The 26,040-nt window shown below is 63.1% G+C and carries 25 protein-coding genes; 17 read left to right on the top strand and 8 right to left on the bottom strand.

Features of this window, described 5'->3' with window-relative positions; all coding sequences use genetic code 11:
- The first annotated feature begins 17 nt into the window (after positions 1 to 17).
- From hemB to HUV48_RS05290, 4 genes are read left to right on the top strand one after another with little or no spacing between them, the layout of a single operon-like run.
- Complete coding sequence (gene hemB / locus HUV48_RS05305; protein ID WP_176266770.1) at positions 18 to 1,013, top strand: porphobilinogen synthase; 996 nt, start codon at positions 18 to 20, stop codon at positions 1,011 to 1,013.
- Positions 1,006 to 1,572 carry a GNAT family N-acetyltransferase gene (locus HUV48_RS05300; RefSeq protein WP_176266769.1) on the top strand — a complete coding sequence of 189 codons (567 nt, stop codon included), beginning with the start codon at positions 1,006 to 1,008 and terminating at the stop codon, positions 1,570 to 1,572. The genes hemB and HUV48_RS05300 overlap by 8 nt, the downstream gene beginning before the upstream one ends.
- Entirely contained in the window at positions 1,569 to 3,815 is a 2,247-nt protein-coding gene (locus tag HUV48_RS05295) for a fused MFS/spermidine synthase (protein ID WP_318656050.1), read from the top strand. Before HUV48_RS05300 ends, HUV48_RS05295 begins: the two co-directional genes overlap by 4 nt.
- A 2-nt stretch (positions 3,816 to 3,817) precedes the next feature.
- Positions 3,818 to 4,381: a gamma carbonic anhydrase family protein gene (locus HUV48_RS05290; RefSeq protein ID WP_176266767.1), complete on the top strand. Its 564-nt coding sequence runs from the start codon at positions 3,818 to 3,820 to the stop codon at positions 4,379 to 4,381.
- 27 nt (positions 4,382 to 4,408) lie between these two features.
- Here HUV48_RS05290 and HUV48_RS05285 read toward each other — a convergent pair whose 3' ends face one another.
- The 4 genes from HUV48_RS05285 to HUV48_RS05270 form a co-directional block, all read right to left on the bottom strand.
- Entirely contained in the window at positions 4,409 to 6,016 is a 1,608-nt protein-coding gene (locus HUV48_RS05285) for a cisplatin damage response ATP-dependent DNA ligase (protein WP_176266766.1), read from the bottom strand.
- A gap of 22 nt (positions 6,017 to 6,038) precedes the next feature.
- Positions 6,039 to 7,070 carry a ligase-associated DNA damage response exonuclease gene (locus HUV48_RS05280; RefSeq protein ID WP_176266765.1) on the bottom strand — a complete coding sequence of 344 codons (1,032 nt, stop codon included), beginning with the start codon at positions 7,068 to 7,070 and terminating at the stop codon, positions 6,039 to 6,041.
- A gap of 62 nt (positions 7,071 to 7,132) precedes the next feature.
- Positions 7,133 to 9,523: an ATP-dependent Clp protease ATP-binding subunit ClpA gene (gene clpA, locus HUV48_RS05275; RefSeq protein WP_176266764.1), complete on the bottom strand. Its 2,391-nt coding sequence runs from the start codon at positions 9,521 to 9,523 to the stop codon at positions 7,133 to 7,135.
- A 153-nt stretch (positions 9,524 to 9,676) separates the two neighbouring features.
- Entirely contained in the window at positions 9,677 to 9,883 is a 207-nt protein-coding gene (locus tag HUV48_RS05270) for a DUF1192 domain-containing protein (protein ID WP_404799917.1), read from the bottom strand.
- Positions 9,884 to 9,999: 116 nt separating this feature from the next.
- Between HUV48_RS05270 and HUV48_RS05265 the strand changes: the two genes are divergently transcribed.
- The 3 genes from HUV48_RS05265 to HUV48_RS05255 all read left to right on the top strand — a co-directional run bounded on the left by HUV48_RS05265 (position 10,000) and on the right by HUV48_RS05255 (position 13,678).
- Positions 10,000 to 11,022, top strand: a complete 1,023-nt coding sequence (locus HUV48_RS05265; protein WP_225871551.1) for an NAD(P)H-quinone oxidoreductase — start codon at positions 10,000 to 10,002, stop codon at positions 11,020 to 11,022.
- Between the two features lie 138 nt (positions 11,023 to 11,160).
- Positions 11,161 to 11,874 carry a DUF1013 domain-containing protein gene (locus HUV48_RS05260; protein ID WP_176266763.1) on the top strand — a complete coding sequence of 238 codons (714 nt, stop codon included), beginning with the start codon at positions 11,161 to 11,163 and terminating at the stop codon, positions 11,872 to 11,874.
- A 73-nt stretch (positions 11,875 to 11,947) separates the two neighbouring features.
- Positions 11,948 to 13,678 carry a long-chain-fatty-acid--CoA ligase gene (locus tag HUV48_RS05255; RefSeq protein ID WP_176266762.1) on the top strand — a complete coding sequence of 577 codons (1,731 nt, stop codon included), beginning with the start codon at positions 11,948 to 11,950 and terminating at the stop codon, positions 13,676 to 13,678.
- Positions 13,679 to 13,687: 9 nt separating this feature from the next.
- On the opposite strand, the gene HUV48_RS05250 is transcribed toward HUV48_RS05255, so the two are convergent.
- Positions 13,688 to 14,101 carry a bactofilin family protein gene (locus HUV48_RS05250; protein WP_225871550.1) on the bottom strand — a complete coding sequence of 138 codons (414 nt, stop codon included), beginning with the start codon at positions 14,099 to 14,101 and terminating at the stop codon, positions 13,688 to 13,690.
- The gene (locus HUV48_RS05245) at positions 14,094 to 15,224 is read right to left on the bottom strand and encodes a M23 family metallopeptidase (RefSeq protein ID WP_225871549.1); all 1,131 of its coding nucleotides are present in this window, start codon (positions 15,222 to 15,224) and stop codon (positions 14,094 to 14,096) included. The genes HUV48_RS05250 and HUV48_RS05245 overlap by 8 nt, the downstream gene beginning before the upstream one ends.
- A 305-nt stretch (positions 15,225 to 15,529) precedes the next feature.
- On the opposite strand from HUV48_RS05245, the gene HUV48_RS05240 reads away from it, so the two are divergent.
- From HUV48_RS05240 to wecB, 10 genes are all read left to right on the top strand, one after another.
- On the top strand, positions 15,530 to 16,816 hold the full coding sequence (locus tag HUV48_RS05240; protein WP_176266760.1) for a glutamate-5-semialdehyde dehydrogenase: 1,287 nt from the start codon (positions 15,530 to 15,532) through the stop codon (positions 16,814 to 16,816).
- Positions 16,816 to 17,466 carry a nicotinate-nucleotide adenylyltransferase gene (locus tag HUV48_RS05235; protein ID WP_225871548.1) on the top strand — a complete coding sequence of 217 codons (651 nt, stop codon included), beginning with the start codon at positions 16,816 to 16,818 and terminating at the stop codon, positions 17,464 to 17,466. Before HUV48_RS05240 ends, HUV48_RS05235 begins: the two co-directional genes overlap by 1 nt.
- Positions 17,467 to 17,586: 120 nt before the next feature.
- Positions 17,587 to 17,949, top strand: a complete 363-nt coding sequence (rsfS, locus tag HUV48_RS05230; RefSeq protein ID WP_176266758.1) for a ribosome silencing factor — start codon at positions 17,587 to 17,589, stop codon at positions 17,947 to 17,949.
- Between the two features lie 12 nt (positions 17,950 to 17,961).
- Positions 17,962 to 18,384 (top strand): 23S rRNA (pseudouridine(1915)-N(3))-methyltransferase RlmH, encoded by a 423-nt coding sequence (locus HUV48_RS05225; protein ID WP_176266757.1) that lies wholly within the window; start codon positions 17,962 to 17,964, stop codon positions 18,382 to 18,384.
- A 19-nt stretch (positions 18,385 to 18,403) separates the two neighbouring features.
- Positions 18,404 to 19,666: a murein hydrolase activator EnvC family protein gene (locus HUV48_RS05220; protein ID WP_176266756.1), complete on the top strand. Its 1,263-nt coding sequence runs from the start codon at positions 18,404 to 18,406 to the stop codon at positions 19,664 to 19,666.
- Between the two features lie 64 nt (positions 19,667 to 19,730).
- A complete protein-coding gene (locus HUV48_RS05215) occupies positions 19,731 to 21,080 on the top strand; it encodes a S41 family peptidase (protein WP_176266755.1) in 1,350 nt (449 codons plus the stop codon).
- A gap of 56 nt (positions 21,081 to 21,136) precedes the next feature.
- Entirely contained in the window at positions 21,137 to 21,613 is a 477-nt protein-coding gene (locus HUV48_RS05210) for a disulfide bond formation protein B (RefSeq protein ID WP_176266754.1), read from the top strand.
- 20 nt (positions 21,614 to 21,633) lie between these two features.
- Positions 21,634 to 22,131, top strand: a complete 498-nt coding sequence (locus tag HUV48_RS05205; protein WP_225871577.1) for a demethoxyubiquinone hydroxylase family protein — start codon at positions 21,634 to 21,636, stop codon at positions 22,129 to 22,131.
- A gap of 93 nt (positions 22,132 to 22,224) precedes the next feature.
- Entirely contained in the window at positions 22,225 to 22,818 is a 594-nt protein-coding gene (locus HUV48_RS05200; protein ID WP_176266752.1) for a hypothetical protein, read from the top strand.
- A 40-nt stretch (positions 22,819 to 22,858) separates the two neighbouring features.
- On the top strand, positions 22,859 to 24,004 hold the full coding sequence (gene wecB, locus HUV48_RS05195; protein ID WP_176266751.1) for a non-hydrolyzing UDP-N-acetylglucosamine 2-epimerase: 1,146 nt from the start codon (positions 22,859 to 22,861) through the stop codon (positions 24,002 to 24,004).
- On the opposite strand, the gene HUV48_RS05190 is transcribed toward wecB, so the two are convergent.
- Both HUV48_RS05190 and HUV48_RS05185 read right to left on the bottom strand, forming a co-directional pair.
- Entirely contained in the window at positions 23,995 to 25,008 is a 1,014-nt protein-coding gene (locus HUV48_RS05190; RefSeq protein WP_176266750.1) for an NAD-dependent epimerase/dehydratase family protein, read from the bottom strand. The two genes, wecB and HUV48_RS05190, sit on opposite strands and share 10 nt — an antisense overlap.
- A 10-nt stretch (positions 25,009 to 25,018) precedes the next feature.
- Positions 25,019 to 25,978: a UDP-glucuronic acid decarboxylase family protein gene (locus HUV48_RS05185; protein WP_176266749.1), complete on the bottom strand. Its 960-nt coding sequence runs from the start codon at positions 25,976 to 25,978 to the stop codon at positions 25,019 to 25,021.
- Positions 25,979 to 26,040: the final 62 nt, after the last annotated feature.

Below are 26,040 nucleotides of genomic sequence, written 5' to 3'. Positions count from 1 at the left end.
AGCTTCATCAGCCTGCCATGCCTGCCGCCTATCCCCGCCTTCGAATGCGCCGTACGCGCGCCAGCGGGTGGAGCCGCGCGCTGCACCGCGAAACCGCGCTGTCTTCCTCCGATCTGATCTGGCCGCTGTTCGTCACCGAGGGGCGTGAAACCGAAGAGGCTGTTCCCAGCCTTCCGGGGGTCTCGCGCTGGAGCGTGGACGGTATCGCGGCGCGCGCGAAGGAAGCCGTAGCGCTCGGTATCCCCTGTATCGCATTGTTTCCCAATACGCCCGCGGACAAGCGCAGCGAGCGGGGCGAGGAAGCGCATAATCCGGATAATCTGATGTGCCGCGCCATTCGCGCCGTGCGCGATGCCTGTGGGGGCAACATCGGCATTCTGACCGACGTGGCGCTCGATCCCTATACGAGTCACGGTCAGGACGGCGTGCTCGACGCGGCAGGTTATGTCGCGAACGACGAAACGGTCGAAATACTCGTCCGCCAGGCGCTGAACCAGGCGGAAGCAGGCGCCGATATCATCGCGCCCTCCGACATGATGGACGGCCGCATCGGCGTAATCCGCGACGCGCTGGAAGAGGCCGGCCACGTCAATGTGCAGATCATGTCCTACGCCGCGAAATATGCGAGCGCTTTCTACGGCCCGTTCCGTGACGCCGTGGGGTCGGGCGGGCTACTGAAGGGCGACAAGCGCAGCTACCAGATGGACCCCGCCAATGCCGAGGAAGCGCTGCGCGAAGTGGCGCTCGACCTCAATGAAGGTGCGGACAGCGTGATGGTGAAGCCGGGCCTCGCCTATCTCGACATCGTCTACCGCGTGAAAGAACGCTTCGGCGTGCCGGTGTTTGCCTACCAGGTGAGCGGCGAATATGCCTTGATCGAGGCCGGGGCTGCTGCCGGGGTCGCTTCGAAAGAGGCGCTGGTGATGGAAAAGCTGCTCTCGATGAAGCGGGCGGGTTGTACCGGTATTCTGAGCTACCACGCGCCGCTTGCTGCGCGACTCCTCAATGGCTGAATTCCGTATCGAGACCGACCGGCTGATCCTGCGCGACTGGCATGATGAGGACTGGCCGCGGTTCTGGGAGGTCACCAACACGCCCGAAGTCATGCGGTGGCTCGGCGGAGTGGCGAATGCTGAGAAACGTCGCGGCGCCGAGGAACGGCTCCGAAGCTACCGGCGCCAATATGGCCACACCTTCTGGGTTTGCGAGCGCAAATCGGATGACGAACATTTGAGCGGCGAACTGCTTGGTTTCTGCGGTCTCAAGCGCTGCAACCAGGCGGGCGGGCCGATCGGCATGATGGAAATCGGCTGGCGCCTGCGCGAAGATGCGTGGGGGCACGGCTATGCGAAGGACGCGGCGGCTGCATCGCTTGCGGCGGGCTTCGAGCGGTTCGGAGCGGACGAGATCATCGCGCTGACGGTGGAGGCCAATGCGGCAAGCTGGGGCCTCATGATCCGGCTCGGCATGCGCCGCCGCGAGGATCTCGACTTCGACAATGACGAGTTCGATCCCGATACCGGTCGGATAATCGTCTATTCGATTTCATGCGAGGAGTGGGGAGGGAAGTGACGAGCGCCGCCACGGCCCAAACGAAAGGCGGCGCGGCATTGCGTTCGCGGCGCTGGCTGTTCGTCATAACGTTGCTGACAGGGAGTTTCCTGCTGTTCCTCGTGCAGCCGCTGGTCGCGCGGCTCGCATTGCCGCTTCTGGGCGGAGCGCCGAACGTCTGGAACAGCGCGATGCTGGTGTATCAAGCGCTACTTCTGGGCGGATATGCCTACGCCTATTGGCTGACCCGGTGGCCGCTCCGTAAGCAGGCGATCGTGCATATTGCGCTGCTGGGCATCGCCGGATTGACCCTGCCGATAGGCCTTGCGGAGCTGCCTTCGCCGGCGCCGGGGTGGGAGCCGCTATGGGTTCCGGCTCTGCTTGCGCTTACGATCGGGCCGGTCTTCTTCCTCGTTTCGGCGCAGGCGCCGCTGATGCAGCAATGGTTCGCCGCTGATAGCCGAGCGGGTGATCCGTATTGGCTGTACGCTGCGTCCAATGTCGGAAGCTTCGCCGGATTGCTGGCATACCCGTTGTTGTTCGAGCCCAATCTGAGCCTGCAATCGCAAAGCATCGTGTGGAGTATCGGCTATGCGCTGCTCGCGGCGATGGTTGCCGGGAGCGCCGCCGCCCGGTGGAAGGCGAAAGCGCCAATCAACGCTATTGCGGAAACCGCGGCGCCTTCCGAACCGATCCCGGCAAAGCGCATATTGCTGTGGCTTGCGCTCGCCGCCGTGCCGTCGGGCCTCATGCTGTCGACCACAACGCACCTCACGACCGACCTGTTTGCCATGCCGCTGCTCTGGGTGATCCCGCTCGGGCTTTACCTGTTGAGTTACGTTCCCGCATTCGCCACGGATCGCAGTTTCGCCTGGGCCTTCACGCGGCCCGCGCCGATCATCCTGCTGCTGGCGGGAAGTATGGCGATGGTTTCACGTGGAACCGGCAATCTATCGAGCGCGTTGGCGGCCATAGTGCTTCTGTTCGTCGTGGCGACCACGCTGCACGGGCGGCTCTACGATACGCGGCCCGCGCCCGACCAGTTGACCTTGTTCTATTTGGTGATGGCGAGTGGTGGTGTGCTCGGGGGCATCTTTACTGCACTGATCGCCCCAGTCGTATTCGACTGGGTGTGGGAGCATCCCCTGCTTATCATCGCAGCAGGCGCGCTACTGCCCGGCCAGCCCCTCATCCGCTGGATGGACCGGCTGCGCATGCATCCGCGCACGCACTCGCTTGCGGCGGCGTTGCTTGTGGTCATCTCGGTCGCGCTCGGTTCGTTCATGGTGAGCGCGATCGAGGCGCGCGACGATACGCCTGTCCTGCTCCTGACCGTCGGCATGGCGATCTGCGGCATTCTCGCACTGGGCAAGAAATGGGCATTCCTGATGATCCTCGTTATTCTTATGATGGCGCGGGGAGGGCTGGAAACGCTTAAACTGACGCTCGATGGCGACCGCAGCCGGTCCTATTTCGGCGTCTATACCGTGCGCAATTACGAGGAAACGCAGCGCCGCGCCCTGCTGCACGGTACGACGATGCACGGCCTTCAGTCCTTCGCGCCGGGGATGCGGAGTCAGCCGCTGACCTATTACGGCCCAACTTCAGGGGTCGGACTGGCGCTCGCCAATGTGGGCACGCTATACGGACCCGAAGCATCGGTCGGCGTGGTCGGTCTGGGTACCGGTAGCCTTGCCTGCTACCGCGAACCGGACCAGAGCTTCGACTTTTTCGAGATCGATCCGCAGGTGCTGCGCTATTCACGCGGCGGGGTTTTCACCTTCCTCGAAGATTGCGCGCCGGAAGCCGACATCCTTCTAGGCGATGCGCGGCTTAAGCTGGCAGAACTGCCGCCGTCGCAATACGACATCCTCGTCATCGACGCGTTTTCCTCCGACGCGATCCCGCTCCATCTGCTGACCGAAGAAGCATTCGAGACCTACGCCCGCGCGCTTAAGGCCGACGGTATGCTGCTGCTGCATATATCGAACCGTTTCATCGAACTGCGCCCGGTTATGGCCGCCGCGGCTGAGGCGCGCGGCTGGGACAGCGCGATCCGCAGCGACGTGCCCGGCGGCGAGGACGGCGCGAGTTCGTCGGACTGGATCGTCACCGGCCCGGGGAAAGCGAAGATCGCCGCCCTGCGCGAGGCGGATGCGGCGATGGCATGGGACGTGCTGCCGGAGCCCGAAAGCGATGCCTGGACGGACGACCATGCATCCATCCTGCCTTTCATAAAGTGGGAGAATATGCTTGGCAGTTAGTCATGACAGTCTCCAGACCCGGCGTAACCATCGTGCCCATCCACGGGCACACCCCTGAGATCCACGAGAGCGCGTTCATCGCGCCCGGTTGCACCATCGTCGGGAACGTAACGATCGGCGCCGGGTCGAGCATCTGGTACAACTGCGTGCTGCGCGCCGATTTCAGCCGCATCGTCATCGGCGAGCGGACCAATATCCAGGACGGCAGCGTCGTGCACTGCGACGGGCCGACCCCGCGCGATCCCGATGGCTGCCCCTGCATCATCGGCAACGATGTGCTGGTCGGCCATATTGCGATGCTGCACGGCTGCATCATCGAGGATCGCGGCTTCGTGGGTTTGGGAGCGATCGCGATGAACAAGGCGCGCATCGCGAGCGACTCGATGCTGGCCGCAGGCGCGATGCTGACCGAGAACAAGGTGATGCAGACGCGCGAACTATGGGCGGGAAGGCCGGCGAAGAAGCTAAAGGAATTGAGCGACGCGGCGATCGCCGGGATGAAGCTCGGCGTCGCACATTACGCGGAGAACGCAAAAGCGCACCGGAAGGCCGTCGGCGAAATGTGAAGTTGCGCGGCGCAACTTCTCGACGTTTCAGTCGCGGATAAGCGCCTGCAACGTTTCGATCCGGTCCGCCTCGTGTGCAGGCTTGTCCCAACGGATGCGGTGGATGCGCGGGAAGCGCATGGCGAGCCCCGACTTGTGCCGCTTGCTCGAATGGACGCTGTCGAAGGCGACCTCGAACACCAGTTCTTTCTCGGTTTCGCGTACCGGGCCAAAGCGGTTGATCGTGTTTTGCCGCACGTGGCGGTCGATCTTTTTCAGTTCCTCGTCGGTGAAGCCGGAGTAGGCTTTTCCGACGGGCAATAGCTCTGCGCCGGTGTCGGGATTTCCGTCCCAGCAGCCGAACGTATAGTCGGAGAAGAAGCTGGAGCGTTTCCCCGAACCGCGCTGCGCATACATTAGCACGCAGTCGACCAGCAGCGGATCGCGCTTCCACTTGTACCACAGTCCGGTCTTGCGGCCCGCGATGTAAGGCGAATCGCGCCGCTTCAGCATGAGCCCCTCGATCGCATCGTCGCGCGCGCTTTCGCGGATTTCGGCGAGTGCGTCGAAGCTTTCTGCCTTCACGATGCGCGAAATGTCGAAGTGGCTGTCGGGCAGTTCGGTCACGGCCTGCTCAAGACGCGCGCGCCGCTCGCTCCACGGCAGGGTGCGCAGATCCTCGCCGCGCCATTGCAGCACGTCGTACAGCCGCACGAAGGCCGGCGATTCGGTAAGCATCTTCTTCGATACGGTCTTACGGCCAAGCCGTTGCTGCAACGCGTTGAAGCTTGCCGCGCCGCCGGTTTCGCCGCCTTGGTGAGTGCCGCGGACCAGCAGTTCGCCGTCAAGGACCGCCTTGATCTGCAGCGCATCGAGCATTTCGGGAAAGGTCGCGGAGATATCGTCGCCGCTGCGCGAATAGACGCGCGTTTCGGCTTCTTCTCCGTCTCCTGCATGGACCAGCTGCACGCGGATGCCGTCCCATTTCCATTCCGCCGCATAGTCCTCCATCGAGACCACCGTTTCCTCGAGCGGGTGAGCGAGCATGAAGGGGCGGAACAGCGGCAGGTTTTCGGTATCGGGCGGCGCTTCGCCCTTCGCGGCCCAGTCGAACAGTTCGGGATAGGGCGGGGCGAGCCCGTGCCAATATTCCTCCACCTCGTCGACCGAGACATCGAACGCTTGCGCGAAAGCCGTTTTGGCGAGCCGCGCGGAAACGCCGATCCGCATCGCACCGGTCGCGAGCTTGAGCAGGGCATAGCGCCCCGAAGGATCGAGCCGGTCGAGTAAACCGCCGAGTTCCTGGATCGCGGTCTTGCGTGTCATCTTCGACAGCGCATCGACCGCGTCGGCAACGCTCGGCGGATTGGCGGCAGCTTCGAGCGGGGCAGGCCAGAGCAGGCTTGCGCATTCCGCCGTATCGCCGACGAAATCGCGGCTCAGCGTCCACAGCACCGGATCGACCCGTTCTTTCAGGAGGTTGCGGATGGTCGAGGATTTGACTGCGGGAAAGTCGAGTCCGTCGCTCAAGGCTGCCAGCGCCCAGCCGCGGTCGGGATCAGGTGTGTAGCGCAGATACTCGGCGATTATCGCAAGCTTCGCATTGCGGCTGCGCGTGTAGACCAGCGCGTCGATGAGGGCGGCGAACTCTTCCATTCAGCTTTCGCGCCTCGGGGGCCTAGTCATCCTCATCCTCGTAGCCGACCATGGCGAGGGCGCGGGCGCGGCGCTGGTGCAGTTGATGCCAGCGCAGCAGTGCTTCCTCGCGCCCATGCGTAATCCAGCTTTCATGCGGGTTCACCTCCTCGACCGTGCGCGTCAGTTCCTCCCAGTCGGCGTGGTCGGAGATGATGAGCGGCAGTTCGACGTTCCGCTGCCGGGCGCGCTGGCGCACACGCATCCAGCCGCTCGCCATTGCGGTGATCGGTTCGGGCAGGCGGCGGCTCCACCGATCGTTGAGCGCGCCGGGCGGGCAAACGACGATATGTCCGCGCAAATCGTCCTTCGAATGATCCGCGACCAGCCGCAATTCGCCAAGGCTGACCCCGTGATCTTCGTACAGCCGGCACATCTTCTCCATCGCCCCGTGAAGGTAGATGGGCGCATGATGGCCCGCGCGGCGGAGTTCCGCGATGACTCGCTGTGCCTTTCCGAGTGCATAAGCGCCGACCAGAACGCAGCGATCGGGTTCGTCCTCAAGCCGCTTCAGCAGTTTGGCGATCTCGCCTTCGATTGGCGGATGGGTGAAGATGGGAAGCCCGAAGGTCGCTTCGGTTATGAGGATATCGCAGGGCGTGACCACGAACGGGGGGCAGGTTGGATCGGCGCGCCGTTTGAAATCGCCGGTTACGATGACCTTTTCGCCCGCATGTTCGAGCAGGATCTGCGCACCGCCGAGCACGTGTCCGGCGGGGATGTAAGTCGCATCGACGCCGCCCCTTAGCCGGATAGTCTCGCCGTATTGGACCGGTACGGCCTTGTGCGGGATTTCGCCCGCATCGTCTTCCGCCCCGGTGCGGTAGCGTAGTTCCATGATCGCCAGCGTCTCGGGCGTAGCCACCGTCTCGCCGTGACCGCCCCGCGCGTGGTCGGCGTGGCCGTGGGTGACCAGCGCGTGGCCGACTGCGATGCTCGGATCGACCCAGCTATCGGCCGGAACCACATGGATGCCGTGCGGCTCCGGCTTTATCCATGAGAAGGGCGCTGCCATGACGCAGCAACGGGCAGCGAGGCGGCGCGGTTCCTACCGGCCGCCTTCACAGCGCACGAAAATCAGCTTTCGTCGCCTTCCGTCGTACTGCCTTCGCTCGCGTCCGCTTCCGGCGCCTTCGGTTCGGGCTTGGCTTTTGCGGAGGGCTTCTTCGCCGTCTTCTTCTTCGAAGGCTTCGGCGCAGCAGGCGTTATTTCGAACGCCGGCTTCTCGTCCTTGATGCTCACATGGACCTCGCCGCCGTCCGCGAGCTTGCCGAACAGCAGTTCTTCCGCGAGCGGCTGCTTGATCTTCTCCTGCAGCAGGCGGCCCATCGGACGCGCGCCGTAGAGACGGTCGTAGCCCTTGTCGCCCAGCCATTTACGCGCATCGGCGTCGAACTGAATGTCGACGTTCTGTTCGGCCAGCTGCAGTTCGAGCTGGAGGATGAACTTGTCGACCACGCGGGCGACGGTGCTCTTGCCGAGGTAGCTGAAGGGCACGATCGCATCGAGACGGTTGCGGAATTCGGGCGTGAACATGCGTTTCACCGCTTCCTCGCTCGCGTCTTCCTTCGACACGTCGCCGAAACCGATGCCCTGGCTCGCCATGTCGGCGGCCCCGGCATTGGTGGTCATGATGAGGACGACATTGCGGAAATCGACGGTCTTGCCGTGATGGTCGGTCAGACGCCCGTTATCCATGACCTGCAGCAGGATGTTGAAGAGGTCGGGATGCGCCTTCTCGATTTCGTCGAGCAGCAGCACGCAATGCGGGTTCTGGTCGATCGCATCGGTCAGCAGGCCGCCCTGGTCGTAGCCGACATAGCCTGGAGGTGCACCGATGAGGCGCGAGACGCTGTGCCGCTCCATATATTCGGACATGTCGAACCGCTTAAGCTCGATGCCCATGATGGAGGCGAGCTGACGCGCGACCTCGGTTTTGCCGACGCCGGTGGGGCCGGAGAAGAGGAAGCTGCCGATCGGCTTGTCGGGATCGCGCAGGCCTGCACGGGACAGCTTCATCGCAGTCGAGAGCTTCTGGACTGCAGCGTCCTGACCGAACACGACGTGCTTCAGATCGCGTTCGAGGTTTTCGAGCGCTTTCTTGTCGTCGCTGCTGACCGATTTCGGCGGGATGCGCGCCATAGTCGCGATCACGGCCTCGATCTCGCGCGCGGTAATCTTCTTCTTCCGGCGGCTGGGAGCGACGAGCATCTGCATCGCGCCGACTTCGTCGATCACGTCGATCGCCTTGTCGGGCAGCTTGCGGTCGTTGATGTAGCGGGCCGAAAGCTCGACCGCGGTCTTGAGCGCGTCGGGCGTGTACTTCACCTTGTGGTGATCCTCGAACGCGCTGCGCAGACCCTTGAGGATCTTGACCGTGTCCTCGATCGTGGGTTCGTTCACGTCGATCTTCTGGAAGCGGCGCAGCAGCGCGCGATCCTTTTCGAAGTGGTTGCGGAACTCCTTGTAGGTGGTCGAACCGATGCAGCGGATCGCGCCGCTCGACAGCGCCGGCTTCAACAGGTTGGAGGCGTCCATCGCCCCACCGCTGGTCGCGCCGGCGCCGATGACGGTGTGAATCTCGTCGATGAAGAGAACCGCGTGCGGCATCTTCTCAAGCTCGGACACGACCTGCTTCAGCCGCTCTTCGAAGTCGCCGCGGTAGCGGGTGCCGGCAAGCAAAGCGCCCATGTCGAGCGAGTATATCACCGCTTCTTCCAGCACTTCGGGCACGTCGCCCTCGACGATTTTGCGCGCTAGGCCTTCCGCAATCGCGGTTTTGCCGACGCCGGGATCGCCGACATAGAGCGGGTTGTTCTTGCTGCGGCGGCACAGGATCTGGACCGTGCGGTCCACTTCCGGGCCGCGCCCGATCAGCGGGTCGACCTTGCCGTCCTCGGCCTTCTTGTTGAGATTGACGGTGAACTGGTCGAGGGCGGATTCCTTCTTCGAACCCGTTTCGCCCGACTTGTCCTCGCTGACCGAGGCCTCTTCGGAGCCGCTGACGGACTTGCTTTCAATCTGCTTGCCGCCCTTGCCAATGCCGTGGCTGATGAAGCTGACCGCATCAAGGCGGCTCATGTCCTGCTGTTGCAGGAAATAGACCGCGTAGCTGTCGCGTTCGGAGAACAAGGCGACGAGCACGTTCGCGCCGGTCACCGTATCCTTGCCGCTCGACTGGACGTGCAGAATCGCCCGCTGGATGACGCGCTGGAAGCCCGCAGTGGGCTGCGGATCGTCACCATCGTCGCTTTTGAGCGACTGGTATTCCTGTTCGAGATACTGCTTCACCGCTTCGCCGAGATCGGTGATGTCCACACCGCAGGCGACCATGACCTGCGCCGCGTCCTCGTCGTCGATCAGCGCGAGCAGCAGGTGCTCCAGAGTTGCATATTCGTGACGCCGCTGCCCGGCATCGTTCAGCGCCGCGTGGAGGGTCTTTTCGAGGTTCTGGGCAAAACTTGGCATTAGGGTATCTCTTTTACGTGGAGGAAATCGAGGTAGGCCTGCCGAGACTCTAGCACCGAATGCTTAGTCAAAGCTGTATGAAGGGCCGTCCGTGCAGCCGATATAGGGGTCCGGTCCCGGCTTTTCAGCCCCTGGCTCATCGGACCCGCCGCCTCACCCGGCCTGCCCCGGTTTCCCGAACAGCGCATCTGCGGCGCTTCGGTGGCTGGCGGCCGCATCGCGGTGCTTTCTGACCCGCGCGATCTCTGCTTCGAGCAGCGCGATCCGATCCGCCAGTTCGTCCTGGGAGTAGGGCGCGAGATCCTCGGCTGCGAGCAAGCTCGCCGCATCGCCTTTCGGCCGGGGAAGATCGTCGTCCATCAGCCATGCAGCATCGCAAAGCTGTGCTTGCTGTCAATGGGCTCCGGCGATAGGGCGGTGCGCGCTCGGCGCGGGTGTGCCGCCTTTGCAACAAAGCCTTATCGAAGAGGGGCAAGATGGCCGCGAACTCCGACAGTAGCTTGCCCGAAACGATGACCGCGATGGGCTATGACGAGCCGGGCGGAGCGGACGTTTTTCGCGCAGAGACGCTCGCCGTTCCGGAATGCGGCGGCGACCAGGTCCTGATTCGCGTAGCCTACGCCGGCGTAAACCGGCCCGACGTGATCCAGCGGAAGGGGCATTACCCGCCGCCCCCGGGTGCCTCGCACATTCCGGGCCTCGAAATATCGGGCGAAGTCGTGGCTGCAGGTGAGAACGTGCCGCGCGAAATGATCGGACAGTCCGTCTGCGCGCTCGTGACGGGCGGCGGCTATGCCGAATATGCGCTCGCCCATGCGCGCCACTGCCTGACCGTGCCGCGCGGCATGTCCTTGAAGGAAGCGGCGGCGATTCCCGAGACCCTGTTCACAGTATGGCACAACGTGTTCGAGCGCGGCTGGGCGAAATCGGGCGACACGCTGCTCGTCCACGGCGGCACGAGCGGAATCGGCACGATGGCGACGATGCTCGCCAAGGCATTCGATCTCGCCGTCATCACGACGGCGGGCAGCGATGAGAAATGCGCGGCGTCGAAGGAGCTCGGCGCCGATCTCGCGATCAATTACAAGACGCAAGACTTCGTGGAGGAGGTGAAGGACTTCACCGAAGGCAAGGGCGTCGCGGTCGTGCTCGACATGGTTTCGGGCGATTACGTAGCGCGCAACCTGTCATGCCTCGCTACCGAAGGGCGGCATGTCACCATCGCCGTGCTTGGGGGAGCGAAGGCCGAAATCAACATGGTGCAGGTCATGTCGAACCGGCTGACGCTGACCGGCTCGACGCTGCGGGCGCGCAGCGACAACTTCAAGGCTCTGCTCGCCGACGAGATTTCGGGCAACGCCTGGCCTCTGTTCGAGGACGGGCAGATCAGACCGGTGATGGACGAGACGTTCGACCTTGCCGACGTCACGAAGGCGCATCAGCGGATGGAGGCGGGCGAGCACATCGGCAAGATCGTGTTGAAGGTCGCCGGGGGATAGGCTCCCGCGAGCGGCGGACCTTTCCATCGCTCTTGCCGAATCCGCCTGCAAAGCGTAGATGCGCCCACGTACCGGCCGCTCCGAAAGGGGCGGCCCTTATATTTTCAGGAGCCGCGCACCGCGCGGAAAGACATAGATATGGCCGATCAAGCAAAACCCCTCATGCCCCATGCGACTGCCACCTGGCTGGTCGATCACACGGGCCTCAGCTTCGAGCAGATTGCCGCGTTTTGCGGTCTCCACATCCTCGAAGTGCAGGCGATGGCGGACGATTTGGCCGGCAGCAAATACACCGGCCGCGATCCGCTTCACGCAGGCGAACTCACGCAGGACGAAATCGCCAAGGGCGAGGCGGACAGCAGCTACGATCTCAAGATGCAGCGTGCGCCCGTCGCCGTTAACCGCACCAAGGGGCCGCGCTACACACCGGTCTCGAAGCGGCAGGACAAGCCCGACGGGATCGCGTGGCTGCTCCGCAACCACCCGGAAATGAGCGACGCGCAGATTTCCAAGCTGATCGGCACGACCCGCAACACGATCAACGCCATTCGCGACCGGACGCACTGGAATATCCAGAACATCCAGGCGAAGGATCCGGTAACGCTCGGCCTGTGCTCTCAGCGCGAACTCGACGCCGTGGTGTCGAAGGCCGCTAAGAAGGCCGGCATCGAGGAAAGTGCGCCTGCCGCGAGCGACACGAATACCAGCGACAAGGAAAAGCTGATCGAGGAACTGCGCGCCGAACGCGCTGCAGCCGAGAAGGAGGCATCCGAAGCTGCGCAGGAAGCCGAAGCAGCGGCATGGCTCGAAAACAAGCGGGCACAGGAAGCGGGCGAAAACTCGCCTGAATAAGCAGAGCTGAACGCCGCGGGCGAGCGGGACAAACCGCTTGCCCTTTGGGCGGGCAGGCGGCATCCATGCTTACATGGCTGTCAATAACGATCCGGTCGCCTTTCCCGCCACTCCGCAAGCGGCGAAAGCATCCTATCACCATCCCTGTCAGTGGGACGCGCCGCTCGATCCGGCCACCTTGCCCGCGTTCTTCGCAGAGGGCGCGCGTCTGCACCCGGATCGCACCCTGGTCGAGTTTCTGGGGGCGCAACACTCCTATTCTGCCCTGTTCGACGAAGCCTGCCGGTTCGCCGCGGGGCTGATCGCGCGCGGCGTCGCGAAGGGCGACCGCGTCGGCCTGTTCCTGCCGAACGTGCCGATGTACATCTCCGCCTATTACGGAGCGATGATGGCGGACGCTGTGGTGGTCAATTTCTCGCCGCTCTACACGGTCGCCGAGCTTACCCATCAGGTCGAGGATTCGGGGACGAAGCTCCTCGTCACTCTCGATGCCGCAAGCCTGCTGCCGACCGCACTGGAAGTGCTCGACACTTCCGCGCTCGATACGCTGATCGTCGGGCGTCTTGCGGATATGCTGCCGTGGTACAAGGGCGCGGCGCTTCGCACGCTTGGTCGCAGTCAGATCGAGGGCATTCCCGACCGGACGGATGTCCAGCTCTGGGACGATGCGCTGACGAGCAGGAACTACGCTACCGAATTGGGCGATGACTGGTCAGACCCGCTCCGGCTCGACCCGGACGATCTGGCGTTGCTGCAATACACCGGCGGCACGACCGGCACGCCGAAAGGCGCGATGCTGACCCACGCCAATCTTTCCAGCAACGCGCAGCAGGTGGACGCGATCGATCCTTTCGATCCGCACGAGGATGACATTGTGCTGGGCGCGCTGCCGCTGTTCCACGTCTTCGCCAACACCTGTGTCCTTAACCGGACGGTGCTGCGCGGCGGGACGATCATCATGCTGCCGCGCTTCGTTCCGAAGCAGGTGCTGGCGGCAATCCGCCGGACGAAGCCAACCGCCTTTCCCGGTGTGCCGACCATGTATCAGGCGCTGCTCGACCATCCCGACTGCGCGAAGACCGACTTCAGCGCGATGAAGATCTGCATTTCCGGCGGCGCGCCGATGCCGGGGCCGCTTCGCGACAAGTTCGAGGCGCGGGCCGGCGTGCGCCTGGTCGAAGGCTACGGTCTTACCGAAAGCAGCGGCGTGGTGTCGGTCAATCCGTATCGCGGGCTTCGCAAACCGGGCACGATCGGCCAGCTACTCCCGCAAACGCGCGTAATCTTGCTCGACAAGGAAGACCCGACGAAGATCGTGGGCGTCGACGAACCCGGCGAACTCGCGGTCGCGGGACCGCAGATCATGAAGGGCTACTGGAACCGGCCCGATGCCGCAAAGAACAGTTTTGCCGAGCACCTAGGCGAAACCTGGCTGCGCACCGGCGATGTCGCGACGGTGGATACCGACGGGTTCATCGCCATTGTCGACCGGCTGAAGGACATGATCGCGGTCGGGGGCTTCAAGGTCTTCCCGAGCCAAGTCGAGCACGTCATTCAGGACCATCCGGCAGTCAAGGAAGTGCTCGTCATCGGCGCGCCCGACGATTACCGCGGCGAATGCGTCCACGCCTATGTCGTCCTTAACGAGGATTTTGACACGGACGAGAGCGCGCTGTGCAGCTGGGCGAACGAACGCCTCGGCAAGCACGAACGGCTCGACAAGCTGGTAATCCGCGAAGAATTGCCGAAGACGATGATCGGCAAGCTGGACCGGAAGGCTCTCCGCGCCGAAGTGCAGGGCTAGGGCGCCGGTCTAGTTCGCGACGGAGAGCTTCAGTTCGCTGTCCGAATTCGCGGCCTCGAAGGACTTGCCGGCCGGTTTATCCTTGGCTGCCTTGGGAGCGAAACGCCCGTCGACCTCGGCTCCCTGCTCAATGGTCAGCGCATCATATTGGACGTCGCCATGAATGCGCGCCGACTTCAGCACGACCAGTTCGCGCGCGGAGATCGAACCCTTGACCGTTCCGGCGAGCCGGGCGGTTTCTGCCGTTACGCTGCCGGTGACGACGCTGGTCTCGCCCTGCACGAGCGCGCAGCAGGCGATGTCGCCTTCGACCTTACCGTCAATGTGCAAATCCGCCGAAGCGTCGATATCGCCGGTAACGGTGATGTCCGATCCGATGACGGAGAAGGTCGACTTGCCGCCGCTTGCCACCTGCTTAGGCATCTTCGTGGGGCTTTCCGGGGACGGCGCGGACTTCTTTGAGAACATGAGGTGCGGTTTCCAGGAATGGGCGCGGATTGACCGGGCGATTGTGGATGCGGACTTCGAAGTGGAGATGCGGGCCGGTCGAGCGGCCGGTGCTGCCGATGGCGCCGATAACATCGCCGGCGTCTACCCGCATACCGACCTTGGCGGCAAAGCGCGACATATGCGCATAGCGGGTCATCAGGCCGTTGCCGTGCGAAATTTCGACGACCTTGCCGTAGCCGCCCTTACGGCCGACGAAGGTGACTTTCCCTTCTGCGGCTGAGCGGATCGGAGTGCCGGTCGCGCCGCGGAAATCGAGGCCGTTATGCATCGCGCCGCTCCCGCTGAACGGGTCGCGGCGGTAACCGAAGCCCGATGAAATGGATTCGATGCTGGCAGGAAGGACTTGCGGCACGCCGTCAAGGACCTGCTCCAGCGCGCTCATGCGCGCAAGGCTGAGGCCCATTCGCTCGAACCGCGGATCGATCGAGCCGTCGCTGGCGGTGGAAAGTCGCTCCAGTGGACCACCCATCGCTTCGCGTTCGGCCTTGCGTAGAACCGCCGACGGATCGAGGCCAAGTTTGCGCAGGGCGGTTTCGGCGCGCTCGGCGCGGTAATCGGCGAGATGCGTCAGCTTCTCGACGAAATCGAGCTGGCGCTTTTCCATCCGAGCGAGTGCCGCGGCTTCGGGAAGAACCGCGCTGATCTTCGAAACGGTGCGAGCCGCTTCGGTCGTGGATTCGGCCCCACTAACTTCGGCGACGAGGTCTTCCGGCAGCGTCGGAACCATGTTTTCGAGGAATTCCTGCCGCTTTTCGAGGTCGGCTGCGACCTCGCCGATATTGTCGCGGTAGGCTTCGACACGTTCTTCCGCCGTGGTGACCTTGGCTTCGCGCTGCGAGAGCGACGCGAGATCGGCCTGAGCGCGGTACTGCGTCCATCCCATCATCGCGAGCGATACGGCCCAGCCGAGCAATGCGGCAAGAACGATGGCGGCAGCAATCATCTGGAACCGTGATGTCACGGTGATGAAACGCACCTGTCCCTGGGAGCGCATGAAGAATTCGCGTTCCGGAAAAAGAGCCCGGACGCGCGTCATTAGACCGGCTTCGGTTGTTTCGTTTCGCAAGTGCGACCCCCGTCGTCGTGTTTATAAGACCCAGCCAGTTCCTACGGATAAAGGTTAATAATTTCGATACGTCCGGCGCCGCTAAGGGGTGAACCGAAGGGGCAGCGGGGTGAGTTGAGCCCAATGTTGATATTTTTGCGCACTCTTTGGGAACCAAATCCATTTGTTGCGTTTGGCACAGCGCTGCGCATGAAGATTCGGCGTCCGAGGTGACAAATGGAAAAACCGCGGAACTCCGCCCTTTATTTGTCCCGGTGGCTTGCTACATGTTAGCCATGACACAGCAGACAACGACCAAGCCCGCCCCGACCACCGATTACACCGCGCTCATCAGTTCGCTGGCGAAGGACGCTCGCGCCGCGCAGATGCGGCTGGCGCGCATGTCCGACATCGAGAAGGCAGCCGCTCTCAGGAGCGCAGCCCACGCGCTTCGGGCGCAGAAGGCGGATATTCTCGCTGCCAACGAGAAGGATATGGCTGCGGGGCGCGAGAGCGGCCTGACTGATGCCTTGCTCGACCGGTTGAAGCTCGACGAAGACCGGCTCGAAGGGATCGCCAGCGCAGTCGAAGCCGTAGCGGGCCTGCCAGATCCGGTCGGCGAGGTTCTTTCGACCGACAAGCGACCGAACGGCCTCGAACTTTCGCGGGTCCGCGTGCCGGTAGGCGTCATCGGCATCATATATGAGAGCCGGCCCAATGTGACCATTGATGCGGCGGTCCTTTGCGTACGTGCCGGCAATGCCGCGATCCTGCGCGGCGGCAGCGAGGCGGTGCATTCGAACCGGGCGCTCCATGCCGCTCTGGCTGAAGGCATGGCGGAAAAGGGTGTGCCCGAAGCGGCGGTCCAGCTCATGCCGACGCAGGAACGCGAAGCGGTCGGCGCGATGCTGAAGGCGAGCGGAGAGATCGACATGATCGTCCCGCGCGGCGGCAAGGGTCTGGTCGAGCGCGTACAGAACGACGCGCGCGTGCCGGTGCTCGCCCACCTCGACGGGATTTGCCACACCTACATCGATGCTTCCGCCGATCCCGAGATGGCGCGCGAGGTCGCGGTGAACGCGAAGATGCGCCGGACGGGCATCTGCGGCGCCATGGAAACGCTGCTGATCGATAGCGATTTCGCGAACGGCGAAGAGGTCGTTTCCGCTATCCTCGATGCGGGCTGCGAAGTCGTCGGCAACGAAGCGGCGCAGGCGCTCGACAGCCGAATTTCGGCGGCTCAAGCGTCGGATTGGGATACCGAATATCTCGAACCGAAACTGTCGGTAGCGGTGGTCGGCGGGCTCGACGATGCGCTTGAGCATATCGCCCGGCACAGTTCTGGCCATACCGATGTGGTTATCTCGTCGGACGATAAGGTGACGGAGCGGTTCCTGAACGAAGTCGATTCGGCGATCGTAATGGTCAACGCGTCGAGCCAGTTCGCCGATGGGGGCGAGTTCGGCCTTGGAGCAGAGATCGGGATTGCGACCGGTCGCCTGCACGCACGCGGACCGGTGGCGCTCGAAGGCCTTACTACGTATAAATGGCAAGTGCGCGGGACGGGTCAGACCCGCCCCTGATGACGGCCAAGCGCGTCGGGCTGCTGGGAGGGAGCTTCAACCCCGCACACGGTGCGCACCGCCGGATATCGCTGTTCGCTCTGGAGGCACTCGCGCTCGACGAAGTGTGGTGGCTGGTCTCGCCCGGCAATCCGCTCAAACCGCGTGAAGGCATGGCACCGCTGTCTGCCCGCTTCGCTTCGGCGCTTAAGCAGGCTCGCCGCGCACCGATCGTGCCGACTACGATCGAACGGCAACTCGGTACGCGCTATACTGTCGATACGCTGCGCGCGCTGAAGCGGCGTTATCCGAAGCATAACTTCGTATGGCTGATGGGCGCCGACAATCTCGCAGAGTTCCACCGCTGGAGGCAATGGCGCGACATTGCCCGAGCGATGCCGATTGCAGTGATCGCGCGGCCCGGCTATGATGCAGCCGCTATCGCCAGCCCCGCGATGGCATGGCTTAGGCGCCACCGCGTGCCTGCAGCCAGTTTTGCAAAAGCCGGGGCGAGGAGTGCACCGGCACTGACTATATTGCGTTTTGATCCCGATGCCCGCTCTGCCACGGCGATCCGCCGCGAGCGGCCCGATTGGGCGGAGCAATATCGAAGCGCGGCGCTACGCGATCGATTAACGCGCCTGCTGGTGGAAGAGGCCGAGACCTCGTAATGTACTGCCGCAATCCCCATATTCGCCAATCAATTGATCCAAGGAGTTGGAAGCACGCCCATGCCAGAGGCGCACACAGATATTACGACAATCGGCGGCACCGCGCCCGCCCGTTCACCCATGACTGACGTCCCGAGCCGCGAATTGCTCGAACTCGTCCTCGACGAGCTCGACGAGAACCAGGCGCAGGAAGTCGTTTCTATTCCGCTCGAAGGTAAAAGCTCGATCGCGGACCATATGGTCATCGCTTCAGGCCGGTCCACGCGGCAGGTCGCGTCCATCGCGCAGAAACTGACCGAGCGGATTAAGCAGGCCGGAATGGGTCCGGTAAGGCTCGAAGGGCTGCCAGCCGCAGACTGGGTACTGGTCGATGCCGGCGATGTCGTCATCCACCTGTTCCGCCCGGAAGTGCGGAGTTTCTACAATCTCGAGCGGATGTGGGCATTCGGCGACGCGCCGCCGGTAGCTGCCGGAAACGCCTGATCCGATAGGGCGGTGCTGCTCCATATCGTCGCGCGCGGAAAGATCGGTCGTTCGCCCGAAGCCGAACTGGTCCAGCGGTACGAGAAGCGCATCACCTGGCCGTTCAAACTGACCGAACTGCCGGAAACGGGCGGGCGTGTTCCCGATGCCGCGACGCCCTTTAAGACCGTCCTGCTCAACGAGCGGGGACGTGATCTCCCTTCCGAAAAACTGGCCAAAATACTTCGGTCTTGGCGTGACGACGGTGTCCGCGAGGCCCGCTTCGTGCTGGGGGCGGCCGACGGCCATTCGCTCGAAGAGCGGAAGTCCGCAGACCTGCTGCTGGCGTTCGGCAAGGCGACGTGGCCGCACCTGCTTGCCCGCGCCATGCTGGCAGAGCAGCTTTACCGCGTCACGACGATCGTCAGCGGACACCCCTACCATCGCTCGGGCTGATCGGGCATGATGGCGCGAAATGCGCAAACTTATTGTCCTGATCGCCGCCATCCTGATTGGCACGGCGCTCGTCTTCGGAGCGGCGATGATCCAGCCCTTGCTGGCGCAATCGCACTCCGCGTCCGGCAAAAGTTTGACCGAAATTCGGAAAGATCTGGCGCGGGCTCAAAGACAAGAACAAGCCGCGCGGCGCCGCGCCGACGAGCTACGCGAAGCGGCTGAAGCCGATCTGGCGGGTGCGGAGCGGGCGAACCGCGAACTTGCGTCGCTGGCCGGTCAGATCCAGCTCGAGGAGGCCAGCATGGCGGCGGCACGCACTCGCATGACGCTGATCGCGCGCCAAGGCCGAATCATCGACGGAGCGCTTGCAGAGAAACGCGAGCCCCTAGTGCGGCTGACAGCGGCGCTTCAGCGGCTCACTGCGCGGCCGCTTTCGCTGACTGCGTTGCAACCGGGATCGCTTAAGGAGACCGTCTATCTACGAGCCGTGCTCGACCAGACGGTCCCAGCGATCCGGGAGCGGACAGTGGACCTTCGACAAGAGCTCGAGCGAAGTCAGGCGCTGGCACGCGAAAGCGAGCAAGCGCTTGCGGCGCTAGCACGAAGCGAGCGCGACCTGCGCGCACGGCGCACGCGGCTGCAGGCCGATCTTCGCAAACGGCGCCTTGCTTCGCGTAAGGCTTCTGGGGAGGCGCGCCAGCAGACGGAGCGAGCGCACGAACTCGCAGCACAGGCACGCAGCCTGAACGGGCTTCTGTCGCAGATAGGCGCGAGCGGATCGCAAAGCGCCGCGCTTGCAGATCTGCCCGGACCGATCATGCGCCCAGCGCAGCCGACCGCTCGGCGTGCCGCCTCGCGCATGGCGGCGGCAGCGAAGCAAAGCGGCGCAAGGGCGGGCGCCTCTGCTTCCGGTCCTGAAGATTACCGTCTGCCGGTCATCGGACGCGTTACGGCAGGCTTCGGCGAGCAGGGCGGCAGCGGGATGCGGCAGTCGGGTATCGTCATCGAGCCGAACGGGCGCGCGCAGGTCGTCGCACCGGCGGCGGGGCGCGTGGCCTTCGCCGGCCCCTACCGCGGGTTCGGCCAGATCGCTATCATCGAGCACGGCAAGGGTTGGACCAGCCTCGTGACGGGCCTCGAAGACCTCGACGTGGAGGTGGGTGACACACTCGCCGCTGGCGGTCCGCTGGGGAGGACCGGCACTACGCGCCCGGAGATCCTGCTCGAACTGCGGCGGGCGAACAAGCCGGTCAATCCGCTCGAGTACGCGGCCGCTCAATGAACTAATCTGGCATTAAGCAGCGGTCAGGCATATATATCGGCAGTTGCTAGGAGCATTCCATTCCATGAAGATCGCCGCATTCGCCCGCCCTACCTTGAAAGCTGCCGCGCTGGTCACGGCCGTCGCGCTCATTCCCGCGACAACTGCCAGCATGGCGCAGGTCGACGGACGTGCAGGGCCCGAATTCGCGCGCCTTTTCGCTACTTACGAGCGGATCAAGGCAAGCTACGTGGAAGAGGTGGACGACGAGAAGCTGATCCGCGGCGCGATCGACGGAATGCTTGCATCGCTCGATCCGCATAGCGCCTATCTCGACGGGCAGGACCTTCAGCGACTCGAAACGCTGATCGACGGCAACTACTCGGGCCTTGGCCTTTCGGTGGTGCAGGAAGACGGTGCGGTTAAGATCATTTCGCCGTTCCGCGGCAGCCCTGCCGACCAGGCTGGTCTGAAGGCGGGCGACTACATCACGCATCTCGACGGCAAGCTCATCTACGGCAACGACCTCGACGAAGCGGTCGGCATGATGCGCGGACCCGCAGGCACGTCCATCGAGCTGACCGTATTCCGGCCGGGCCGCGACGAACCGTTCGACGTCAATGTGACGCGCGGCGTGATCGAGCTCGAACCGGTTACTTCCAAGCTCGAAGCCGGCAATATCGGCGTCATTACGGTCAACGAATTCTCCCGCGATGTGGGCAGCGACGTCTATGCCGCGTGGAACAATTTGCAGAAAGAAGCATCGGGCCGGATTACGGGTCTGGTGCTCGATCTGCGGTCCAATCCGGGCGGCTCGCTTGACGAGGCCGTGGCGCTGTCCGACCTGTTCCTCGACGACGGCCGGATCGTCTCGCAGCGGGGCCGTGCACGCGGCGAAACCCTGCTCTACGATGCGGAGAGCGTGTTCCGCGGGGACATCGCGAGCGACGTGCCGATGATCGTATTGATCGACGCCGGTTCGGCGTCGGCTTCCGAGATCGTGGCGGGAGCCCTGCAGGATCACCGGCGTGCAGTCATCATGGGCGAGCGCAGCTTCGGCAAGGGCAGCGTCCAGTCGCTCCTGCCGCTGGGCCGCGAAGCCGCGCTCAAGCTGACGACGGCGCGTTACTTCACGCCTTCGGGTCATTCGGTGCAGGAAGGCGGCATCAAGCCCGATATCGCCGTGCCGCAGCTGAGCGATCCCGACCTTGCCTTGCGTTCCAAGTTCATGCGGCGCGAATCCGATCTGCGCGGGCATCTCATCAACGAGCTTGGTGTCGAAGACGATGCGATGGAGCAGGACCGGCTCGACGATCCGCGCTTCCAGTTCACCGCTGAGGAGCTGAAGGAAAAGGGAATCGAGGACTTCCAGCTCGATTACGCGCTGAAGACCTTGCGGCGGACAGCGCCGAATACGGTGGCCAAGCGCAACTGAGCTGATAGAAAACGCGCTTATATGGCGCCTCATTCCTGCATGACCGGTTCGCGACCATGATCGACACGCCGTCCTCACGGCTGGCGCAGCGCCTTGCGGTCGGAATTCCGGCACTGCTGATCGGCGGAGCGCTGATCTCGCAATACGGCTTCGGCCTTTACCCGTGCGAGATGTGCATGTGGCAGCGCTATCCGCATTACGCCGCAATCGGTCTGGGTCTGATGTCCTATGTTCTCGGCCCGCCGCGTCTGTGGGTCGCGCTCGCAGCCTTGGCGATCCTCGTGTCCGGCATTATTGGCGGGTTCCATGCGGGCGTCGAATACGGCTGGTGGCAGGGCGTCACCGACTGCGCGACGGCGGCGCGAGCCGAGGGCGTTAGCGCAATCGATGCGATCTCCGCCGCGCCAATGATCCGCTGCGACAGGGCACCGTGGGACCTGCTGGGCGTTTCCCTGGCAGGATGGAATTTCCTGATCTCCGTCAGCGGAGCGATTTCCATCCTCTATCTGCTTGCGAAAAGGAAGCCGCGGTGAAGAAGGAACAAATCGACGCCATGATCCGCGTGGACCAGGCGGGTGAATTTGGCGCGACTCGCATCTACGCCGGTCAGCTTGCCGTGATGGGTGACCGCGCTCCCGACAGCGCGGAAATCCGCCACATGGCTGCGCAGGAGGCGGTTCACCGGGCGGAATTCGACGCCTTGATGGCGCGGCGCGGGGTTCGGCCGACCGTGCTTGAACCATTCTGGTCCGCTGCAGGCTATACGCTAGGCGCCGTAACTGCGCTCATGGGTCCGAAGGCCGCGATGGCTTGCACGGCTGCCGTCGAAACCGAAATCGATAAGCATTATTCGGAGCAGCTCAACCGACTCGAAGCCGACGGCAGCGACCCCGAACTCGCGGCCATGATCGAACGCTTTCGCGAGGAAGAGCGCGAGCATCACGATACCGCCATCGGCTCTGGCGCGGAGGAGGCGGCGGCCTACCCGCTGCTCTCGGGCGCGATCCGGCTCGGCTGCAAGGCCGCGATAGCGCTGTCGCAGCGTATCTGAGCGGGAACCACTGCCCGCGCTCACTCGCTTCATGGTTGGTTCACGGCCAAACGCCTTCTTTCAAACGCACCGAAAATCGATCTGGAAACCGACATGAAACGCCTCGTCCTCTCCGCCGCATTTGCATCCGTATCGCTTGCGGCGCTGCCGTCTGCCTCATCGGCGCAGGACGAGGATTATGCAGTCAATCAGGTCTACATCACCGAAGACGAGGAATGCCCGGCTTCGACCGATGAGGTCATCACGGTCTGCGGCGTCCTCGAAGATCCGTACCGCATTCCCCGGGCGCTGCGTTACAGCGAAGACCCGGCGAATACGGCCTGGGCCGAGCGGGTGCAGCAGCTCCAGACGGTCGGCGAAACCGGCATCAATTCCTGCACCCCCGTCGGGGCGGGCGGCGCGACCGGATGCACGCAAAAGCTGATCGAACAGGCCTATGCCGATCGCCGGAATTCGGCCGAGGGACGCTTCGGCCAGTTGATCGCAGAAGAGCGCGAGCGGCGGCTTTCGACCATCGACGAAGATGCCGAGGAAACGCAGCGCCGCGTCGAGCAGATCGAACGTGAATACGAAGAACGGTTGGAGCGCGAGCGTGCCGCTCCGCTGCCCGGTGATGAGACGGAAACCGGCGTGACTACGGGCGAGCTTGGTCTGCCGCCGTCCGAAAGCTCCGCTGGCGACGATTGATTTTGCGGGTGCGATAGCGACGCGGTAAGCGGGTCAGCGAATGACTGGGCCGCTCAAGATTCTGACCGTTTTCGGCACGCGGCCCGAAGCGATAAAACTGTTCCCGGTGTTGCATAGGCTGACCGGCGACGCGCGCTTCACTTCGCGCATTTGCGTGACGGGGCAGCACCGCGAAATGCTCGACCAGGTTCTGGACGTAGCCCGCATCGAGCCCGACTACGACCTCGATGTAATGCAGCCCGGCCAGACACCCGACGAACTTACGGCGAGACTGCTTACCGGCATCGGCGGCGTTCTCGATATGGAAAAACCTGATGTCGTTCTCGTTCAGGGCGATACGACCAGTGCGCTGGTAGCGGCGCTTGCTGCCTATTACCGGCAGATCGCCGTGGCCCATGCCGAAGCCGGATTGCGAAGCGGCGAAAAATACCGGCCTTGGCCGGAAGAGATCAATCGCAAGGCGATTACGGCTATTGCCTCGCTGCATTTCGCTCCGACGCAGACTGCGGCGATCTCGCTGGAAGCAGAAAGCGTTGACCCGGCAAGCATTCACGTAACCGGTAACACAGCGGTCGATGCAGTTCGCTGGATGGCGGCGAAGCTGGATGCCGATAGCACACTCGGCGCCGAGGTCACCGAAGTGCTCGAGCGGTTCGCGGAGAAGCGCATCATCGTTCTGACAGCACACCGTCGTGAGAGCTTCGAGGAAGGTTTGGGCAACATTGCGCGCGCCGCGGCTACGATTGCAGTCAGGGAGGACGTCGCAATCGTTTGTCCCGTCCACCCCAACCCTGCCGTGAGGCCCGCGCTCGAAAATGCGTTGAATGATCGTGAGAACGTCGCGCTTGTTCCGCCGCTCGGCTACGCGCCGTTCGTGCGCTTGTTGAAGGCTTCGGCGCTGCTGCTCACCGACAGTGGCGGCATTCAGGAGGAAGCCGCAGCGCTCGGAAAACCGGTCCTTGTCATGCGCGATGCGACCGAGCGGCCTGAAGGGATCGTCGCCGGCACCGCACGGTTGGTTGGTACGCAGGAGATACGGATCGTTTCCGAAACGGAGCGGCTACTAGACGACCCGCAGGCCTATGCCGCCATGGCGAATGCAAAGAACCCATTCGGAGACGGTAAAGCCGCGCAGCAAATCTGCGAGCTGTTGGCGAGAATGACTCCGGCTAACCGTCAGACTTGATAATAATCGCGGTACCAGGAAACGAATTTCGCGACGCCTTCCCGGTAGCCGGTTTCGGGCCGGTAGCCGGTCAATTCCTGTAGCAATGTCGTATGCGCCCAGGTCGCGGGTACGTCGCCGGTTTGCATCCCCATATCGTTGCGGATGGCAGATTTGCCGACGCTCTCCTCGATTGCCGCGATGTAGTCGGTCAGCTTGACCTTCTCGCTATTGCCGATGTTCACTACGCGGAAGGGAGCGGCTTGCGATAGCGAATCGAACTCTGCGATATCCTCCGCATTTTCGGGCCGCTGCGGCGGGACGTCGATCAGCAAGCGGATAGCGCGCACAAGATCGCTCACATAGGTGAAGTCCCGGTACATCTCACCGCGATTGTAAACGTCGATCGGAGTGCCTTCGATGATGCCCTTGGTGAATTTGAACAAAGCCATGTCGGGTCGTCCCCACGGACCGTAAACCGTGAAGAAGCGGAACATCGTCGTCGGCAAGTCCCACAGATGCGCATAGCTGTGCGCCATCGCCTCGTTTGCCTTCTTGGTCGCTGCATAGAGCGTCAGCGGCGTGTCGCATTTCTGCCGCTCGTCGAAAGGCATTTCCTCGTTCGCGCCATAAACCGAACTGGTCGATGCCATGAGCAAATGTTCGACGCCGAGTTCGCGGGCGCATTCCATGACGTTGAACGTACCGACCAGATTGGCATCGATGTAAGCGCGTGGGTTCTCGAGGCTATAGCGCACGCCCGCCTGAGCAGCGAGATGCACAATAACGTCCGGTTCTTCTGCCATCGCGAGTGAGCGAAGTTTCTCGAAATCTTCGAGCAGTCCCTCCTCAGCGAGAAAATGCTGGTTTTGAAGCAACATCTGATGACGGCGCTCCTTGATGCGCACGTCATAGTAATCCGTCATGCCGTCGTAACCGACGACGGAAAATCCTTCGGAGAGAAGAAGGTCCGCGAGGTGATAACCGACAAACCCGGCGGTACCGGTGACAAGAATCTTTTTCATGCCGAGTACCTCAGCCCGCTACCACTTTGCGGAAATACGCGATCGTCCGATCAAGACCCTCATCGAGTTGCACCTTCGGCTCCCACCCGAGCACGTCCTGCGCCTTCGTGATGTCAGGCTTGCGCTGCATCGGGTCGTCCTGAGGGAGCGGCTCCTCGATCAGCTTCGACTTGCCGCCGATCTTCGCAAGAACCTGTTCCGCGAGTTCGCGAATAGTGAACTCGTTCGGATTGCCGATGTTGATCGGTCCGGTGACTTCGGGACCGATATCCATCAACCGCAGAAAGCCTTCGATGAGGTCGTCGACATAGCAGAACGAACGCGTCTGCGAGCCGTCGCCGTAGATCGTAATGTCCTCGCCGTGCAGCGCCTGGACGACGAAATTGGATACGACGCGTCCATCGGCTGCGTTCATACGCGGACCGTAGGTGTTGAAGATGCGCGCGACCTTGATGCTAAGATCGTGCTGCCGATGATAATCGAAGAACAGCGTCTCGGCGCATCGCTTGCCTTCGTCGTAGCAGCTGCGAATGCCAATGGGATTGACGTTGCCCCAGTAGCTTTCGGGCTGCGGATGAACGCTGGGGTCGCCGTAGACTTCGCTGGTCGATGCCTGGAAGATCGGTACCTTAAGGCGTTTCGCGAGACCAAGCATGTTGATCGCACCGTGGACGCTCGTCTTGGTCGTCTGGACCGGATCGTGCTGGTAATGGATTGGCGAGGCCGGGCAGGCGAGATTGTAGATCGCATCCACTTCGACGAACAGCGGCAGGCAAACGTCATGCCGCATGAATTCGAAGCGTGGATTGCCCGCAAGATGGTCGATGTTGCTCTTGTCGCCAGTGAACAGGTTGTCGACGCACAGAACTTCGTCTCCCCGCTCAAGCAGTCGATCGATCAGATGCGACCCAAGAAAGCCAGCTCCGCCGGTTACAAGGACGCGGTTGCGGCGGTAAGTAGGCTTGTTCAATGTGTTCTCCTGACTCAGTAGTCAAAGGTCGCTTTTTATAACGCGGGTAAACAGCAATCGTG

Source organism: Qipengyuania atrilutea (assembly GCF_013370205.1).
Classification (GTDB): domain Bacteria; phylum Pseudomonadota; class Alphaproteobacteria; order Sphingomonadales; family Sphingomonadaceae; genus Actirhodobacter; species Actirhodobacter atriluteus.
Note: the sequence above shows the minus strand (reverse complement) of the source record. Positions and strands in the feature narration are given on the sequence as shown.

Coding starts and splice junctions, on each gene's coding strand:
- HUV48_RS05255 (WP_176266762.1), top strand. CDS start 11,948: ATGGCTGTCAATAACGATCCGGTCGCCTTTCCCGCCACTCCGCAAGCG.
- rsfS (WP_176266758.1), top strand. CDS start 17,587: ATGACTGACGTCCCGAGCCGCGAATTGCTCGAACTCGTCCTCGACGAG.
- HUV48_RS05270 (WP_404799917.1), bottom strand. CDS start 9,883: ATGGACGACGATCTTCCCCGGCCGAAAGGCGATGCGGCGAGCTTGCTC.
- HUV48_RS05250 (WP_225871550.1), bottom strand. CDS start 14,101: ATGCCTAAGCAGGTGGCAAGCGGCGGCAAGTCGACCTTCTCCGTCATC.
- HUV48_RS05190 (WP_176266750.1), bottom strand. CDS start 25,008: ATGAAAAAGATTCTTGTCACCGGTACCGCCGGGTTTGTCGGTTATCAC.
- HUV48_RS05215 (WP_176266755.1), top strand. CDS start 19,731: ATGAAGATCGCCGCATTCGCCCGCCCTACCTTGAAAGCTGCCGCGCTG.
- HUV48_RS05205 (WP_225871577.1), top strand. CDS start 21,634: ATGATCCGCGTGGACCAGGCGGGTGAATTTGGCGCGACTCGCATCTAC.
- HUV48_RS05220 (WP_176266756.1), top strand. CDS start 18,404: ATGCGCAAACTTATTGTCCTGATCGCCGCCATCCTGATTGGCACGGCG.
- HUV48_RS05200 (WP_176266752.1), top strand. CDS start 22,225: ATGAAACGCCTCGTCCTCTCCGCCGCATTTGCATCCGTATCGCTTGCG.
- HUV48_RS05245 (WP_225871549.1), bottom strand. CDS start 15,224: ATGACGCGCGTCCGGGCTCTTTTTCCGGAACGCGAATTCTTCATGCGC.
- HUV48_RS05290 (WP_176266767.1), top strand. CDS start 3,818: ATGACAGTCTCCAGACCCGGCGTAACCATCGTGCCCATCCACGGGCAC.
- HUV48_RS05235 (WP_225871548.1), top strand. CDS start 16,816: ATGACGGCCAAGCGCGTCGGGCTGCTGGGAGGGAGCTTCAACCCCGCA.
- clpA (WP_176266764.1), bottom strand. CDS start 9,523: ATGCCAAGTTTTGCCCAGAACCTCGAAAAGACCCTCCACGCGGCGCTG.
- HUV48_RS05240 (WP_176266760.1), top strand. CDS start 15,530: ATGACACAGCAGACAACGACCAAGCCCGCCCCGACCACCGATTACACC.
- HUV48_RS05280 (WP_176266765.1), bottom strand. CDS start 7,070: ATGGCAGCGCCCTTCTCATGGATAAAGCCGGAGCCGCACGGCATCCAT.
- HUV48_RS05260 (WP_176266763.1), top strand. CDS start 11,161: ATGGCCGATCAAGCAAAACCCCTCATGCCCCATGCGACTGCCACCTGG.
- wecB (WP_176266751.1), top strand. CDS start 22,859: ATGACTGGGCCGCTCAAGATTCTGACCGTTTTCGGCACGCGGCCCGAA.
- HUV48_RS05285 (WP_176266766.1), bottom strand. CDS start 6,016: ATGGAAGAGTTCGCCGCCCTCATCGACGCGCTGGTCTACACGCGCAGC.
- HUV48_RS05300 (WP_176266769.1), top strand. CDS start 1,006: ATGGCTGAATTCCGTATCGAGACCGACCGGCTGATCCTGCGCGACTGG.
- hemB (WP_176266770.1), top strand. CDS start 18: ATGCCTGCCGCCTATCCCCGCCTTCGAATGCGCCGTACGCGCGCCAGC.
- HUV48_RS05210 (WP_176266754.1), top strand. CDS start 21,137: ATGATCGACACGCCGTCCTCACGGCTGGCGCAGCGCCTTGCGGTCGGA.
- HUV48_RS05265 (WP_225871551.1), top strand. CDS start 10,000: ATGGCCGCGAACTCCGACAGTAGCTTGCCCGAAACGATGACCGCGATG.